Annotated in this window: 13 protein-coding genes and 1 pseudogene; all 14 read right to left on the bottom strand. The window is 35.4% G+C overall.

Features of this window, described 5'->3' with window-relative positions:
* Positions 1–169 precede the first annotated feature (169 nt).
* Positions 170–1,165 (bottom strand): hypothetical protein, encoded by a 996-nt coding sequence (locus QWZ06_RS06130; protein WP_290296482.1) that lies wholly within the window; start codon positions 1,163–1,165, stop codon positions 170–172.
* A 5-nt stretch (positions 1,166–1,170) separates the two neighbouring features.
* Positions 1,171–3,792 (bottom strand): OmpA family protein, encoded by a 2,622-nt coding sequence (locus QWZ06_RS06125; protein WP_290296480.1) that lies wholly within the window; start codon positions 3,790–3,792, stop codon positions 1,171–1,173.
* Positions 3,789–4,022, bottom strand: a complete 234-nt coding sequence (locus QWZ06_RS06120) for a hypothetical protein (RefSeq protein WP_290296478.1) — start codon at positions 4,020–4,022, stop codon at positions 3,789–3,791. The genes QWZ06_RS06125 and QWZ06_RS06120 overlap by 4 nt, the downstream gene beginning before the upstream one ends.
* Positions 4,023–4,033: 11 nt before the next feature.
* On the bottom strand, positions 4,034–4,525 hold the full coding sequence (locus tag QWZ06_RS06115; protein ID WP_290296476.1) for a DUF4280 domain-containing protein: 492 nt from the start codon (positions 4,523–4,525) through the stop codon (positions 4,034–4,036).
* Positions 4,526–4,527: 2 nt separating this feature from the next.
* On the bottom strand, positions 4,528–5,595 hold the full coding sequence (locus QWZ06_RS06110) for a hypothetical protein (RefSeq protein ID WP_290296475.1): 1,068 nt from the start codon (positions 5,593–5,595) through the stop codon (positions 4,528–4,530).
* 15 nt (positions 5,596–5,610) lie between these two features.
* Positions 5,611–6,651, bottom strand: coding sequence for a hypothetical protein (locus QWZ06_RS06105; RefSeq protein ID WP_290296474.1), 1,041 nt, complete (start codon positions 6,649–6,651; stop codon positions 5,611–5,613).
* Positions 6,652–6,713: 62 nt separating this feature from the next.
* Positions 6,714–7,673 carry a DUF2931 family protein gene (locus tag QWZ06_RS06100; RefSeq protein ID WP_290296472.1) on the bottom strand — a complete coding sequence of 320 codons (960 nt, stop codon included), beginning with the start codon at positions 7,671–7,673 and terminating at the stop codon, positions 6,714–6,716.
* A gap of 68 nt (positions 7,674–7,741) precedes the next feature.
* A complete protein-coding gene (locus QWZ06_RS06095) occupies positions 7,742–8,689 on the bottom strand; it encodes a DUF2931 family protein (RefSeq protein ID WP_290296470.1) in 948 nt (315 codons plus the stop codon).
* Positions 8,690–8,854: 165 nt separating this feature from the next.
* Positions 8,855–9,895 (bottom strand): DUF2931 family protein, encoded by a 1,041-nt coding sequence (locus tag QWZ06_RS06090; RefSeq protein WP_290296468.1) that lies wholly within the window; start codon positions 9,893–9,895, stop codon positions 8,855–8,857.
* Between the two features lie 81 nt (positions 9,896–9,976).
* Positions 9,977–11,350 carry a phospholipase effector Tle1 domain-containing protein gene (locus tag QWZ06_RS06085; protein WP_290296466.1) on the bottom strand — a complete coding sequence of 458 codons (1,374 nt, stop codon included), beginning with the start codon at positions 11,348–11,350 and terminating at the stop codon, positions 9,977–9,979.
* Positions 11,351–11,366: 16 nt separating this feature from the next.
* Complete coding sequence (locus QWZ06_RS06080; protein WP_290296464.1) at positions 11,367–11,747, bottom strand: hypothetical protein; 381 nt, start codon at positions 11,745–11,747, stop codon at positions 11,367–11,369.
* The gene (locus QWZ06_RS06075) at positions 11,732–12,406 is read right to left on the bottom strand and encodes a DUF2931 family protein (protein WP_290296462.1); all 675 of its coding nucleotides are present in this window, start codon (positions 12,404–12,406) and stop codon (positions 11,732–11,734) included. The genes QWZ06_RS06080 and QWZ06_RS06075 overlap by 16 nt, the downstream gene beginning before the upstream one ends.
* Entirely contained in the window at positions 12,393–12,563 is a 171-nt protein-coding gene (locus QWZ06_RS06070) for a hypothetical protein (RefSeq protein ID WP_290296460.1), read from the bottom strand. Before QWZ06_RS06070 ends, QWZ06_RS06075 begins: the two co-directional genes overlap by 14 nt.
* Before the next feature lies 1 nt (position 12,564).
* A pseudogene (locus tag QWZ06_RS06065) lies at positions 12,565–14,491 on the bottom strand (type VI secretion system Vgr family protein).
* Positions 14,492–14,550: the final 59 nt, after the last annotated feature.

Raw genomic sequence — 14,550 nt, 5'->3', positions numbered from 1 at the left:
CAGTTAACGCTTCAATATTTTCATTAAAGGTAATCTTCAATAGATCAAAGCTGCCACAACTTTCACAGATCGTAGAAGTAGTTTGTGATTTCACATTAGAAAACAATACCAGGATGAAACAAAAAATGATACTTTTTTTTAACATAAAAAACCGTTTTTAATGGATAGTTTAATATACTTTAAATTCAGTTTCTCCCTGTGGAATGTACAGAAAATGTTTAAGTTCGAAAATACTGTTTTTATAATGTCCGGACTTTATTTTACATACTAAAGCATTTCCACCTCTTGTTTCAGGATCTGTACCATCTGTATATAATGCTACTAGTCTTCCATCGGCAAAAAACTTCATTTTATAATTTTTAATAGGCAGAATATCTACATCTCCTTTGATGATGATCTCATCCAGCTGATTCCATGATGCTTTCACTTTGGCTGGAGTGGCGTAATCTGCTACCAGATCATCTTTGAGTCTGTCATAGCTCAATTGTGCAATCTGATCTTTTTCTTTATTTACATAGATTTCACGGATCTTCTGGTATTCTTTGACTACTTTTGCTTCGAGGTCTTTAGCATCCATTTTTCTCAGATCCTGTGCTTTTTCAAAGGAAGGATTTAGCTGATAAGGCACCTCAACATTCACCTCAAAACTCCCTTCGTAATAGTTTTTCCCTGCTGCCGCAAATCTAAATTTAGAATAACTATCCGTTATTTTTTCTTCTGTTTTGGGAGCTTCATGTTCTGAGTACACTATATCCTGTGCTGCTGAATTTTTTAAATCATAAGATTTTAAAATCAACTTCAGCGCGGTATCTTCTGTTAAAGTGCTGTAATTTCCTTCCTCACTGTTTCCAATCGGATACATTCTATAGGTTAGTTTTTGTTTTCCGCTTTTAAATACAGAATTATTAATTTCAAATGCATCGGGAACATTATTATCGAAGTTTCTAAAAACCGGGATATCATTCAGAAGGATCTCATAATAACAAAGATCATGTTCGTGTCTTATTTTATAAATTTTTTCTGAAGGATAATGTTTGACTTGTTTTGTAATTTCTTCTACAATATTTCCTGCATTAATATTAGGGTTCTGCATAGTTTCTGTTTTATTTTGTGAGCAAGCGGTTAAACTTGCGACCATTATAGTGCTTAGTATTAATTTTATCATTGTCATTAAGATTTAAACAACTGTATTTGATATAGTGGCATTTCAAAAGGTTCTATCAAGGTAAATGGAATAGGTTCTCCGCCGTTGGTTTCTTTTTTAAAGACACCTAATACTCCTTTTATTTCCAAACTTCCATAATAGGTTCCTTCTACTCCTGAACAATATAATGACTTAGCAACAAATAGACCTTTACCATCTTTATTATTAACTCCATACGTTAATTTTGATCCTAAACTTCCTTTTAAGGTAAATCTTACTTTCCCTTCAATGGAAGTCTGTAGTTTACAAAATTTGAATACTCCTTCATATTTTCCTTCTACAACGGCATTAAAGAGAATTTGTTCTTTCAGTAGCATCTCATTTTTTGCGGTAGCTACACCATTACCTAGTTTATCACTAATACTGTAGCTGTTTGTAAGGACACTGTATCTTACATTATGTTCAAAAATAAGGTCTCCACGTACTTCTATCGTTCCTTTGATTTCATGAACTCCTGAAGTTTCAAAATAACTGGCAATACTATCGTTATTCTTTTTATTTCGTTCCAGTTTTTTTTTGGCTTCCGGATCTTTTGGAAGTGAAGCTCCTTTGATGTCCTGAATTTTTTTGGTGATCAGGTCAAGCAGGTCAAATTCTCTTTTGAAGTTGACAGCAATTAAAGGATCTGCTTTTAAATTGGCTTCGTACACGACACCTACTTTACCATCTTTCTGTTTCTGATAATACATTCCTGCATTGACGGCAATTGCCGGTGGAATCAATTCTACCCCTGCATCTTCCATTCTTTTTAAGATGGCTTCTGCTTTTCTTGCCATTTTAGCAAATTTCTGAAGCTTATTCACTACATTTCGTCCTCTTGTGAGGTAGATCATCAGAAGTTCGATCAAAATCCCCACTACAACGAAGCCATAAATAACGGCTGCTGCAGCAAATCTTGTATAATCCGTCTGTTTGATAATGTTTGTCTGAGTACCCACCAGAGAAAGTTCCTGTCCTGCTTTTTCCACAGTGCGGTTGTGGATGGTATGAATTCCGTAGAAATAACTCTTTGCCTGGCTTTCAATATATTTCAGAAGGGTATGTTCAACGATAAAGTTGGTTGGAAACAACCTGAATATTTTATAGAAAATAGTACTCTTCAATTCATTAAGAACATCGGTAATTCCCTGCTCGAGGTCAAAGTTTTTTTGATGAAAATAATAAGGAATTACCTTATCTTCACCATTATACTGAAAATGACCGATCCAGATAATATCCGGATACACTCTTACTTCAAGGGTTGCATTTTTCTTACTTGCATAATAAGCGCAACTATTGATGTAGAATGCAAATTTATAATCAATCGTAGAAAACGGATTGAGATATTTCAGCAGCATTAATGCATAGTTTTTCGGAAATGCAGCCTGTTGTGAAAATACAGTTTGTTTGATCTTGTCTCCTTTTTTAGGGATGAGATCTTTACCACCTGTTTCATTGATGTAGATAATGTTCTTGTCATGTTTTTCTTTTCTGAAACATCCTTTATCTATACGTTCTCTTACATTTACTGTAATTTCCTTGGCTTTCTTTGCATCCGGGCCAATGGTTTCATAGATCAATGCTTCCTGATTGTATTCCAGATAACTGAAATCAATTTCTACTCTACGGTTCTTTTTATAAGCTTCTTCTGTTTTTCCTGTTACAGCAGGGTTTACTTCACCGTAGCCTCTTGTTTTAATTCTACTTTTAACGAGTCCTCCATTTACAAAAAAGTCTTTTACAGCCTGTGCTCTTCTTTCTGAAAGTGCCTGATTATAATCCAGCGTTCCTCTATCATCGGCATGTCCGGAAAGGGTCATATCTAAGTGTTGGTTGTACAGTAGAAAATCAAGCAGAGTTTGCAAGAAAGCTCTTTCATCGGTGCGTATTTCTGATTTGTCAAAGGCAAAATGTATTCTTCTCGTTACTAACTGGGTTTCGGAAGTTACTTTTTTGAATTTGGTGCTTCCTTCTTTGAAAACCACAAAATGGTCTCCATTATCATCTACACTGATTTCTTTATATCTGCAGGAGTGGGTATTTTTTTGATTTTTATCTGGCAAATCAACTTTGGTTGGGGTATTATTAGTTGAGCTTTCTACCCCCTTGCTCACTACTCTATTCTGAATTCTCAGAAAACGAGCATGAGCCTTATCTTTACCATCGGTTATCTCAACTCCTGAAGCTGTTTTTACTTTTACGTAAAATTCCTCTTTATCTTTGGGTCTGCCAATTTTACCATACCATTGATAGGTGTTTCCAATTTTCAGGTTTACCTGCCCATCCACTACTTTTGCATCATAAGTAGACATAAGCTTATCATCATTTAGTCCTCCACCTCCTGTTACTACTTTATAAACTTCCACAATCAGTCTGTCTCCATTGAGGCCTTCTGTATCTAAATGAAGGTAGACAAGGTGTCCGTAAGAAAAGACATACGTTTTTCGTTCATCTTGACCACCTGGCTGCTTACACCATCTGCTGTCTACAATTTTAGGTTCACACCAGCCTTTTACATAAAGCCCTGAATTATGATTGCGATCTCTTTTCCCGGAGAGACTGGCTTCTATATAGTAGTAATAATTTCCGCAGTATTTTTTCCCAATCACAAATCTAAACCGGATGCTGATTCTTTCTTAGTGAGAACTGAAAGTCTATCCATACTCTGGCTCATCCAAACCACGGGTTTCTTTTTATCTTCTGCAGTCGTTCCCGGAAGCCATTCATCTACCTCAAAAAGTCCGTCCTGATCTGCTTTTAAAGTTATTCTCTTTCCAGGGACTGTCATCGTTGGATAATGAGGCCCTTTAAATTTTATTGTTTTAACGCCTTTCGCCATTTCTTCTCATTTTAGATTACACTGTTGTCCTCTCCTTGGTGGGTAGGCTGATCGTTATACATTGATTCTGTATTTACCAAAGGATTGATCTGCTGTTGTACATCCTTATCGGCATTTTTAAAGTTCTGCTGGCTGGCTTCTGTTCTCTGGCCATGGTCTGTGATTTCTATACAGGGAGTTCCGGCAACGGCACAAATGGCTTTGCTGTCTTCCAGAATGATATATCCGCCATTACTCAATTGTACTTTATCATAGAAATTCTGCCATTCGGTAACCATGATCTTACATGGCGGTGGTGGGCCTCCGTTTTTGGTACAGTTTCCGAATGTATTTTTCTCAAATGTTGCGCCTCCTATTTCTTTTGTGGTAACGATGAGTTTTTTGGAGGCATTTTTATCGTTAGCATATTCTTTTTGGTGTGAAAGTACTTTGAGTTTATCCGGAGCCTGTCCGAACTGGCACTTGCACATGGCTCCCTGTACTACAATATGTTTTTCAGCCATGGTTATTGTTCTTTATTGGATACGAGAAGTCTTGTCAGGTATTGGTTTCCAAATTCAAGTCGGACAAAACTATTATTCATTTTAAAGGTAACTACCGTTAATGCAGTTGCTGTATTGGCATCAACATCTACCGTTGTCTGATAAAGCTGTGCATTGTATCTTGCAAACTTCGCCTTACATTCAGATGGTGAACTTTCATTGAATACAAGCCCGTAAGGTAATCCGGAAACCTTTTTGTCACCGTAGTATTGTAAGGCATAATATTCCTGTCCATCATTCATTTTAGCATAGATCAGATTAAAAACCTCATCAATATCCCAATTTGAATATTTTCCATCTTTACAATCGTTGCATTCCATTTCTTTGGATTGTATCTGTAAAGATTTTGTAAAGGTATCTGCAGTTGTTGGCAGAGTAATAAATTGTTTTTTACTAAATAATGCCTGTAGCTTTTTTGAAGTTGTTTTCTGGATAAGTCTTCTGTTTTCAAGTTCTGCCATTTGAGCCGTAGCTTGTGCTTCTGCAGCAGCTATTTGTGCTTCTGTAGGTTCTGCAGCGGCATCTGCTGTTGCCCATGCGGATGAAGATTTTGGCTTTTTATAGTTTAGCAGAAATTCTTTGATCTCATTTTCTACTTTTCCTGTGGATTGGGTAAGCTTTACATTTACTTCTTTCTTTGACCAACGATCAGGAATGACAGATTCAATGTCGATGCTTACTTTTGTACTTTTCTTAGTGATTTTCTTAAAAGTTACGGTCCAGCTCGCTCGTTCAATAAACTGCTTGGATTTTGCTCCTTTATTTAATGCAAGATTCAGGTAAGGGTTTTTATTTTCACCATCATATTTCAGATCAAAAAGGTCAACCGTGGTTGAGAAATCATCAGGTGTAGCAGCGGCATCTACTGCAATAGGTTTCGTAAAGTCATTTTGAAAATCAAAAATAATATTTTCCAAAACTTCAATACTCTTGGGTACTGTAAATTCTACTTTTTGTGCAAAAGATAAACTGAAGCACAGCAGTCCTATCAAGGCAAAGAGTTTATCGTTTAATTTTAATTTCAGTTTCATTTCGTTTGTTTTTTTTTATTCTGTTATCGTGGCAATCACCACTGATATTTTCTTTTCTTCTTTCAGCATCATACTGCATTCCAGATATAGGGATTCGGGAAGTAAAGTTTTTCCGTTAAGGTAATATTGTATTCTGAAGTTACCATCTTCATTCATTATCGGATCATCTGCAATAATCATTGAGAAAGGATATTCATTGATAAAATCGGATATGGTTCTTTCCTCATTTAATTTTCCTTCTCCTGCTATATTGATCAGGTCATATTCATCTTTTACCGGATCTACTTCTATATGTATTTTATATTTCGGTTCTATCGGATTACTGATAACAGGAAAGCTATCCTCCAACTCCAGCTGGTAGTTTTCTCCAAAGCTCTGATAAATTCCAAAGAATAGGGTTCTCAGGAAATAATCATTTTTAAGATAAAGGTTGATAGCATCGTCCTCTTGTATAATTTCTTCTATTTTTCTGCAATATTCATCTACGATTTCTCCTTCAAACTCTTTATAAACTTCTTCTTTTACACTATCCCATCTTTCTGTAAAGGATTCAGCGTTTTCTACCTGATTGAATTTCCCATATCCATCTACACTTACCTGTAAAGGGTACAAAACTTTTGATGTTTTATAAGCCAACATATCTGCAATTTCATTGACTTCCTCCTGATTCAGATATAGATTTGAAGTACGGTTAATTTCGAAAAAGTGCAGATTATCTTCGTATTTCAGCCAACGGACTGAGGTATTATATTTCAGTTCATTTTTATGATCTCCAGTTTCAAAATTAATGGTCACCCCATAATTACAGAATGACTTTTCCGGCTGAAAAACAAGACGGTTTCCAATTCCGAACTTTACCAGTTTATTCTTGTCTGCAACAGCAGTTCGCGGAATAAAGAGTTCTGTCTGTCTGGTAAGATCTATAAGCACCATATCTTTTACCTGGCAGTGATTGTTATGAAATAATTTTAAAGCATCTGCATCCATATTATAAAGGGCAGCAATGCTTTTTAAATTTTCATTTTTCTGAACGGAATGTATATTAAACTTCTTCATAATAAGCCGGCTTCATTGTTCTTTTTCTGAGCCTGATTCTTTTATATAATACTGAGATGTTCTTATTTTGATTTATACTTCTTAAGTTCCCACATATTATCATAATCTATTTTCTGTATTGGAAATTCTTTATCTCCTTGTTTCAAAATCAGCTTTCTGTTGGTAAGATCTTCATTCATTTGAAGGACAATTTCTATAGGTTGATTTGCATCTGTCTTTTTAAATAATGAAAAGATTTCATTTTCATCAAAATATCTTACTTCAAAAACAGTCTGTTTCCCATTCTTATCTTCAAACAAAAAAGATAGTAAACGCGGAACGGCTCTTTCTTTAAAAGGATTCTTAGTAATGGTTTCATTAAATAATGTTTCCATTTCCCCATTATACATTTCCATCGTCACATTTTTCAATGTCTGATTAGGAATTTCTATGCTTGTTTTCCAATTGTATTTTTTACGGTAAGTATCCCAGATTCCAAACGGGATTCCGTTTTTCATCATATTTTCATATGCTTCGGGAACAGAAGCGCTCATATCAAAATATTCTTTCTGAGTGATGGTTGGATTTCCGGGCACATAATCTTTCATGGCAACCTGAGTTTCTTTTGCCTGATATCTGCCTATTTCTATCTGCTGATCATTACCATACATCCAGACTACAGCAACTCCACCTGGTGCCAATCCTACAACAACTGAAGAATAAGTTCCTTTTTCATTGTTTCTCCAATTCACTGTACCTTCTTTAAAAAGCTTTTTTATCTTATCTACAGGCAATTCCCAACTTCCGGAATAAAATTTATTTTCCAAAAAAGAGGCCCAGGTTACCTCCAGTTTTACAGGAACTGCTTTTAAATCCTCCCCTTGAGTATGGGTAGAACCACCATATCCCCAACCTGTATGAGAAATACCGGAACATGGAATATACACATTGGTACCGTCTTCAAGATAAAGATTACCTTTATATATGTTCATAGGATATAAAAGGGGAGAGCTTTCTGTAGGAAGCCATTTGTATTTTTCCATTTTATTTTGACATGAGATTAATGTGCTCATGAAAAGTAAGAGATAGATTATATGGATTTTACGGCTTATCATTCTTGGTACTTCCAGAAGTTATCCATGTCTATTTTTTTGATCAGGATTTCTTTATTTTCTTGTTTAAAGATTAATTTTTTATTATTCAGACTTCCGTCCATCTGTAATATGATCTCTATGGGTTTATTTTTATCTGCATTTTTAAACAACTCAAGCATTTCGTCTTCATCAGCATATTTTACTTCAAAGACATATTTTTCTCCTTTTGCATTGGATAATAAAAAAGAGAAATATCTTGGAATCGCCCTTACTTTGAATTGATTATTGGCTATTGTACTTCCAAATAGGGTTTCCATTTCCCCATTAAACATTTCAAAAATAACATGGTCTAAGGTATACCCCGGAATTTGTATTTCCGGCTTCCATGAATACTTTTCACGATAAGTATCCCATAAGCCATACTGAATTCCTTTTTTATTCATATTCTCATAGGCTGCGGGTACAGAACTGCTTACATCAAAAAATTCATTGGGTGTAATCGTTGGATTTCCCGGCACATATTCAGCCATGCTTATATTCGTTTCTTTTGCCTGAAAACGTCCTATCTCAACCTGCTGATCGTCTCCGTACATCCATACCACAACTACTCCTCCGGGGGCACAACCTACCACAATATAGGAATAATTGTCTTTGGCTCCAGTGCGCCAATTGGTAACTCCTTTATTAAATAATTCTTTTATTTTATCAACCGGAAGATCCCAGCTTCCTTTATAAAATTTCTTTTCCATGAATGAAGCCCAGGTTAATTCCAGCTTTACCGGAATTGATTTAAAATCATTCCCTTGTACATGGGTAGAACCTGTATGCCCCCATATTTCATGAGATATTCCGGAGGATGGAATATAAACACTACTCCCATCTTCCAAAATCAAAGTTCCTTTATGTATATTCATAGGATACATTTTAGGTGAACTTTCTGTTGGCATCCACTCGTATTTATTCATATTTTTTTGACATGAGATTAAGAAATATTGAAATATCAGTATATAAATTAAGAGTCTTTTCATATCTCAATAATTAAACATTATGACCATTTATAATAATATTGAACCATATTACTATCGTCTTTTTCTATTTCAATTAATTGATTAAACCTAGAATTCAACACTTTACTGTTCAAAAGTTTTTGCGATAATACTTTTGAAGGAAAGATTCTGGTCTTCTTGTTTTAATGATACATTGATAGACTGATCACTATCTACATTAATGGTAAGCTTTGCAGATTCATCTGGTTTCAGTAGATGAAAGTTTTTATATACTTCTTCCTGCCTGAAGTCTGAAGGTCTCGCATCTTTTGCAGAAGCTTTTGTAGCTTTATAGATTGCATTGTAATAATTCATATTCTCACCAAAAACAATTCTTGAATTATAATGTTTCCCATTAAGTGACCAAAAGAATTCTATATTATAAGGTACTGCCCTCTTTTTATCTCCGTGAGCAGAATTGTACAGTGTTTCTGTTTCAGCATTGATTGTTTTCACTGAAATATTCTCCAGTTTACCTCCTGATGGTAGATTTACAAGAAGTCCCCAATTGAACTGTTCTTCATATGCTTTCCAAAGACCTAAAGGCAGTGTTTTGGTAAGAATTTCATTTTTAACTTTCGGAGTATATACATCATTGTTTAATCCATATTCAACTTTTCCTTTGCGATCAGAGTCTTCAAAAACAGAACTCCACTCAGGAAAGGCTTCTTTGGCTGTAAATGTGGCAAGTATTTTTTGAGCGTCTTCTCCTTTAATCCATAGAACAACCATACCCCCTAATGTAAATCCTACTTCTATACGGTTATATTTATGAAAAAAACCGTCTTTGCTATCTTCATTCTTTCTATTGATATATTCCGGATCGTCTGCTTTTTCATTAAGATATTCTTTGATCTTATCAGTAGGCAGATTGAATTCTCCTTCATAAAATTTATCTTCCGCGTAAGAATAATAACCTACTTTCATAATAGTAGGAAGCTTTTTGTCCTGTTTTTCATTTTTCACATAGGTTACTCCTCCATTTCCCCATGGTCCTCTTTGAAATCCGAGTCCGTCAATTTGAATCATTTTGTTATCCTTAGAATAAAATACCTGTCGATAAGTATCTATAGGATAGCTTTCATCACATCCAGAACCAGTTTCATAAACATATGTATCGTTCATTGCATTACCTTTTTGACAATTATAGAGCAAACTACTCAGAGTTGCAGATAATAGAAATATTTGTATTATTTTTTTCATGGATTAGCCGTTTATAATTTCTCTTCTTCCATCCTTTCTTGGACCATGTCCTGTTTTCCCTGTTGCAGACCAATGTACGTAATTATTGATGAGCTTTTTTTCATTCTCAAAATCAAGATATTTTTGATAAGAGATTTTATTTCTTTCGAATGCACTCAAGTTTTTTGTTTCATCAATATATTTTTGCAACCTACTTTTGACATAACTGAGCAGGTGAATCCCGTTTTGCCCCGCTTTTTGTGGAATCTGGAATTTGAATTCTACAGAAGAGGTATTAAATTCCGATTTTTTATCTTTTGCCAACTGACACATAAAGTGCAAAGGAATATAGCTGTATCTTTTATCAATATATCTTTCACCCTGTAAATAAATATGATTGACATATTTATTAGAATGTGGCCCTGTTTTAATCTGTCCTTTCAAATACCATCCTTGATCAATGAAAACTTGCTTTTTACCTTCTGCAATACGGTTGTATTCCACAGGATCATTAATAACTCTTGCCGGTGTTAAGGAAGGACTGTGATCCTGCTTAAAGACTTCACTTTCATAACATCCGCCAACATCTGCATGGGCACCGGGAATCGTAAATTCTTTTCCTTTATCTCCTGCGCTGGTAATATCAGTAAGACTGAAATTGGTTCTCCATTCGTGACCTGCTGCAAACTGTACAACATTCTTCACAGAACTGTTTTTTATGGAATCCAGACCCAGATCCTCAACATCATTACTAAAATCTCCTCCATATGAAGACACAGTGTCGTATAGCCCAACAAATCTAATCTGAAATTTATTAATCTGAATATTATAACTCGCCAACTTCTGTCCTAGCACTCCTCTTGCTGGATTTTTGCCATTTCTTGATTTTGTTACTTCATTTACAAAATGACGTGCAGCTGCAGCTCCTCTGCTGAAACCAAATACATCCAGAATAAGATTGACCGTTTTTTTCTTTGTGGCAAAACTTTTAATTTTTTCTGCTACAAGTTTACAACCTATCCCCACTTTGGCAGGAACTCCGGTGCTACCTGTTCCAGTAATATATCCCTGACTGGCATCTGTTCTTGCTCCATTTTCTGTTCCTATTCCTTCTACATAGATCGAATTCTGACTGTTATTGTCATAAAAATGATACATTCTTGCAACATTTGAATAGTCGTTATCATAACTATCAGCATCAGCCTTTAGTATAGGGTAATCATCTACAGCATCTTCATCATAGGGTTGCTTTGCTTTTTTCTTTTGATATTCCTTTCGGAGATAAGTATTCCTTTCGTTATTCAAGGTACCATCAAAAAAAACACCTATGATTACTTCCTGTACTCCGTCATCTTCTTCTTCGGAAGGAGAATAATTTCCAAAAACTATATTTGACATAGATTCTTATTTTATATTAATCAGCAACTTGTTCTGCTTTATGGGACAATCGGATCTTTGCCTTGGTAATAGAAACTTCTCCTTCTTCAGTAATAAGTGATACCAAAACTTTGGTATTGTTTTCATTGACTTTTATGGTAACGTCAATTTCTTCTTCTTTGCCTATTTTTCTGAATAATTCAAAAATTTCTTTCTCATTAAAAGAATCTATCCATACGGCATATCTGTTTTTATTTTGATCACGCCAATAAAAACCAGAAAATCTAGGGATTGCTCTTTCTTTATAAGGATTATCCTTTAAACTTTTTGCAAAAAGATTTTCTTCATCGCCATTATAGCCGGTAAATCCAAAATCTAACCATACGCCTCCTTCCGGAAGGATCACCACAGGTTCCATTTGTATCTTTCCCTGTATCCTTCATAACTATCTACAGCTGGATATCCTTCTTCCGAAATTTTTTTACGAAGCTCCGGGTTGAACGCTTTATACAATGTTGCTTCTGTGAAACCCTCTTTAAACATATATTGAGCGTCTTTATCTGCCCTTTCTTTTGTGATAAGAGTATCATGAGCCTGAAAAAAACCTACTTCTTTTTGATTCTTAGAACCCTTTACCCATACGGCCACCTTTCCTTTTGGTGCTAATCCTACAATAAAAGTAGTATAGGTAACTCTTTTACGGGTATCCTGATCTACAAATCCTTCATCAAAAAGACTCTTTATTTTATCTTTATTCAGTTTCCATTTTCCGGTATAAAACTTTTTCTCTGTTAAGGAATACCAAGTAAAATTCAATTGATTTGGAAGATCCATTTTTTCAATCTTTGCCTTCTTTATTTTACCTTCCGTTCCCCAACCTTGATTCTGGGTTCCCCAATCGGCATCAAAACTATACGTAAAATCATCAGCGATAATAGCTCCACTGTAAATTTCCATAGGATATTCCTCCGGTGCTGAAACAGTTCCCAACCAATTGTATTTTTTATTCTGACCATTGATGATGGAGAAACAACAAACTGCACAAAGAAAAAGAAACTTTAATTTATTTGTTACCATGAGACACAATCTTCTTGTTACTCGCTAAAATAAGGTTTTCCTTTTGTGCCTCAACATTAATCTTCTTGGCCATCTTTTCTACTTTATTTCCAACATTCAAGTGGTAAGAGTCTTTGACTTTTATATGAATATTGGTTGCTGTCTTAATAATCGCCATATTAGAAAAGTTTTGATTTTTCAGCACTGTTGAACTCCACTATTTTTCCGCTTTGCATGGTCATATTTTCTAGTTCGCTGAACATCGAAATTTCGCCTGCTATTTCGTTAGAGGTTTCAGATTGTCTTTTAAATTCTTTATCAACTAATTCTGTTCTGGTATCTGAGGATTCCCGGATATCTCCAGATGCCGTCTGCATGATGTCTTTTCCTGCAGTAGAATTAATGTCTTCATTGGCTGTACTGGTAATACTTGCTCCTGCATCAATAGAAATTTCTTTTCCTGCAGTAATATTGATATTTTCACCTGCATTTAAAGTGAAATTTTTAGGAGCTTTCATATTGATATTTCCCTTTCCATCCATAAAGTAACTGTTTCCGCTTGGATCTAAATCGTTACACTTCCTTCATCATCATTCAGTAAGATTCTGATTCCGCTTCTGGTTTGTATCGATTTCAAACGGTTATTGATACCACCACCCAAAGCGACTCCGCCATGGAACATTCCTCCCATTACAAAAGGTCTATCCGGATGGCTATGAACGAAATTTACCATTACCTGATCTCCTACCTCCGGAATTGCAACGTACCCTCTGTTTTGAGATACCTGATCAGTCCCTCCGGCATCAGGGCTCATCATACGGATAAAATGGGTAGTATCATTGGTTTGCCAGTCGAATCTTACCTGTACTCTTCCCTGTCCTGAAGGATCTGTATTAGAAATTACTGTAGCAGTCTGTGGTTCTGCTTTTGGAATCGTATATTCCGGTCTTGGCAGAAATCCTGTATCGGCAGCAATTCCTACAAAGCTCCCCTGATAATGGCCAATTGTATCAATTTCATGTTCTGCTTCCGTGATCATGATTCTTGTGAAATAAGATGTTTCATTAGAATCAGGTTTACGCATCTGTACATCAGCTACACAACCCGGATGCAAAAAAGGAACGGTAGTATTCCCTGAAATAGTGAAAACATTTACAGCTTCACTTCCGGAAGCACTTTTCTGTGAATATTCAACATCCAAGTGGGTATTTGCTTTCATTGGAGCAACTTGTAACGCTGGAGTTTTATAAATAGAATCGTTATGACTGTATGCTGTTTTAGCCAGATCTCCTACATGTTTTATAGGGGTAGACCCTGAAGTCAGTTTTTCATTTTTATTACTGTTATAGCCATAGAACTGCGGTTTGGTGTGAACAGCCTTTAATTCTACCTTTATATCATTAGCACTGCTTCCGTATGTAAGGGTTATTGCTTTATTTTGAGGGGGAAGTTTTCCAAAATGCAGTACTTCACCATCATAATAGAATTGCTCGCCATAAGCTTCAGCCATTCTTGCCAGATAATTGTAATGCGTTTCATCATATTGACTGCTGTAAATGATCTGAGAAAAATTATTCGCATCGATCCTGATATCAAAACGGCTTTTATCAATTCCTTGTCTGATAATATCTTCTGCAATGATTCCCATATTCACAGGCTGGTTTCCTCCAAAACTCTGAATATGCGGAGCTCCGTCTAATAAATGGTTGGACTGCTGCCTGTTAGGACAATATTTCCCAAGCTCATTCTCTCCTGGCTGAATCCTACTCCTGTAATGACCCCTACGAAAGTTCTCTCAGGGCTGTTGTCTATATCTTTATAAGAAATAATAGCTGTAAGACGTTTTCCAAGAAATTTGTTGGCATCTTCCAATGAATGAGTTTGCCTTTCGCCTAAAGTATCATGAGCTAAAGTCAGTGTGAATTCATGATGTCTTCTTGTACTTTGCTTGAGTTTGAAATGTTTATAGAATTTGATGATCTTTCCTTCTATAACTATAGAAAGCTTTACCAAACGATTAATACCTGTATGGTGATTTTCGGATATCCCATCCGCATTTTGTGTAGGGCGAAATGCAGCATTGGATATTCCTGGTTTGTTTGACATATTTTGTAGTGATTTGTTAAATGGTTTTTAGTGAATGGAAATTGTAAGTTTCCTTTAGA

The organism is Chryseobacterium tructae, from assembly GCF_030409875.1.
GTDB lineage: Bacteria > Bacteroidota > Bacteroidia > Flavobacteriales > Weeksellaceae > Chryseobacterium > Chryseobacterium tructae.
Note: the sequence above shows the minus strand (reverse complement) of the source record. Positions and strands in the feature narration are given on the sequence as shown.

Bases quoted from the DNA above. Each gene is read 5' to 3' on its own strand.
- QWZ06_RS06130 (WP_290296482.1), bottom strand. From the start codon at position 1,165: ATGATAAAATTAATACTAAGCACTATAATGGTCGCAAGTTTAACCGCT.
- QWZ06_RS06120 (WP_290296478.1), bottom strand. From the start codon at position 4,022: ATGGCGAAAGGCGTTAAAACAATAAAATTTAAAGGGCCTCATTATCCA.
- QWZ06_RS06115 (WP_290296476.1), bottom strand. From the start codon at position 4,525: ATGGCTGAAAAACATATTGTAGTACAGGGAGCCATGTGCAAGTGCCAG.
- QWZ06_RS06110 (WP_290296475.1), bottom strand. From the start codon at position 5,595: ATGAAACTGAAATTAAAATTAAACGATAAACTCTTTGCCTTGATAGGA.
- QWZ06_RS06105 (WP_290296474.1), bottom strand. From the start codon at position 6,651: ATGAAGAAGTTTAATATACATTCCGTTCAGAAAAATGAAAATTTAAAA.
- QWZ06_RS06100 (WP_290296472.1), bottom strand. From the start codon at position 7,673: ATGGAAAAATACAAATGGCTTCCTACAGAAAGCTCTCCCCTTTTATAT.
- QWZ06_RS06095 (WP_290296470.1), bottom strand. From the start codon at position 8,689: ATGAATAAATACGAGTGGATGCCAACAGAAAGTTCACCTAAAATGTAT.
- QWZ06_RS06090 (WP_290296468.1), bottom strand. From the start codon at position 9,895: ATGAACGATACATATGTTTATGAAACTGGTTCTGGATGTGATGAAAGC.
- QWZ06_RS06085 (WP_290296466.1), bottom strand. From the start codon at position 11,350: ATGTCAAATATAGTTTTTGGAAATTATTCTCCTTCCGAAGAAGAAGAT.
- QWZ06_RS06080 (WP_290296464.1), bottom strand. From the start codon at position 11,747: ATGGAACCTGTGGTGATCCTTCCGGAAGGAGGCGTATGGTTAGATTTT.
- QWZ06_RS06075 (WP_290296462.1), bottom strand. From the start codon at position 12,406: ATGGTAACAAATAAATTAAAGTTTCTTTTTCTTTGTGCAGTTTGTTGT.
- QWZ06_RS06070 (WP_290296460.1), bottom strand. From the start codon at position 12,563: ATGGCGATTATTAAGACAGCAACCAATATTCATATAAAAGTCAAAGAC.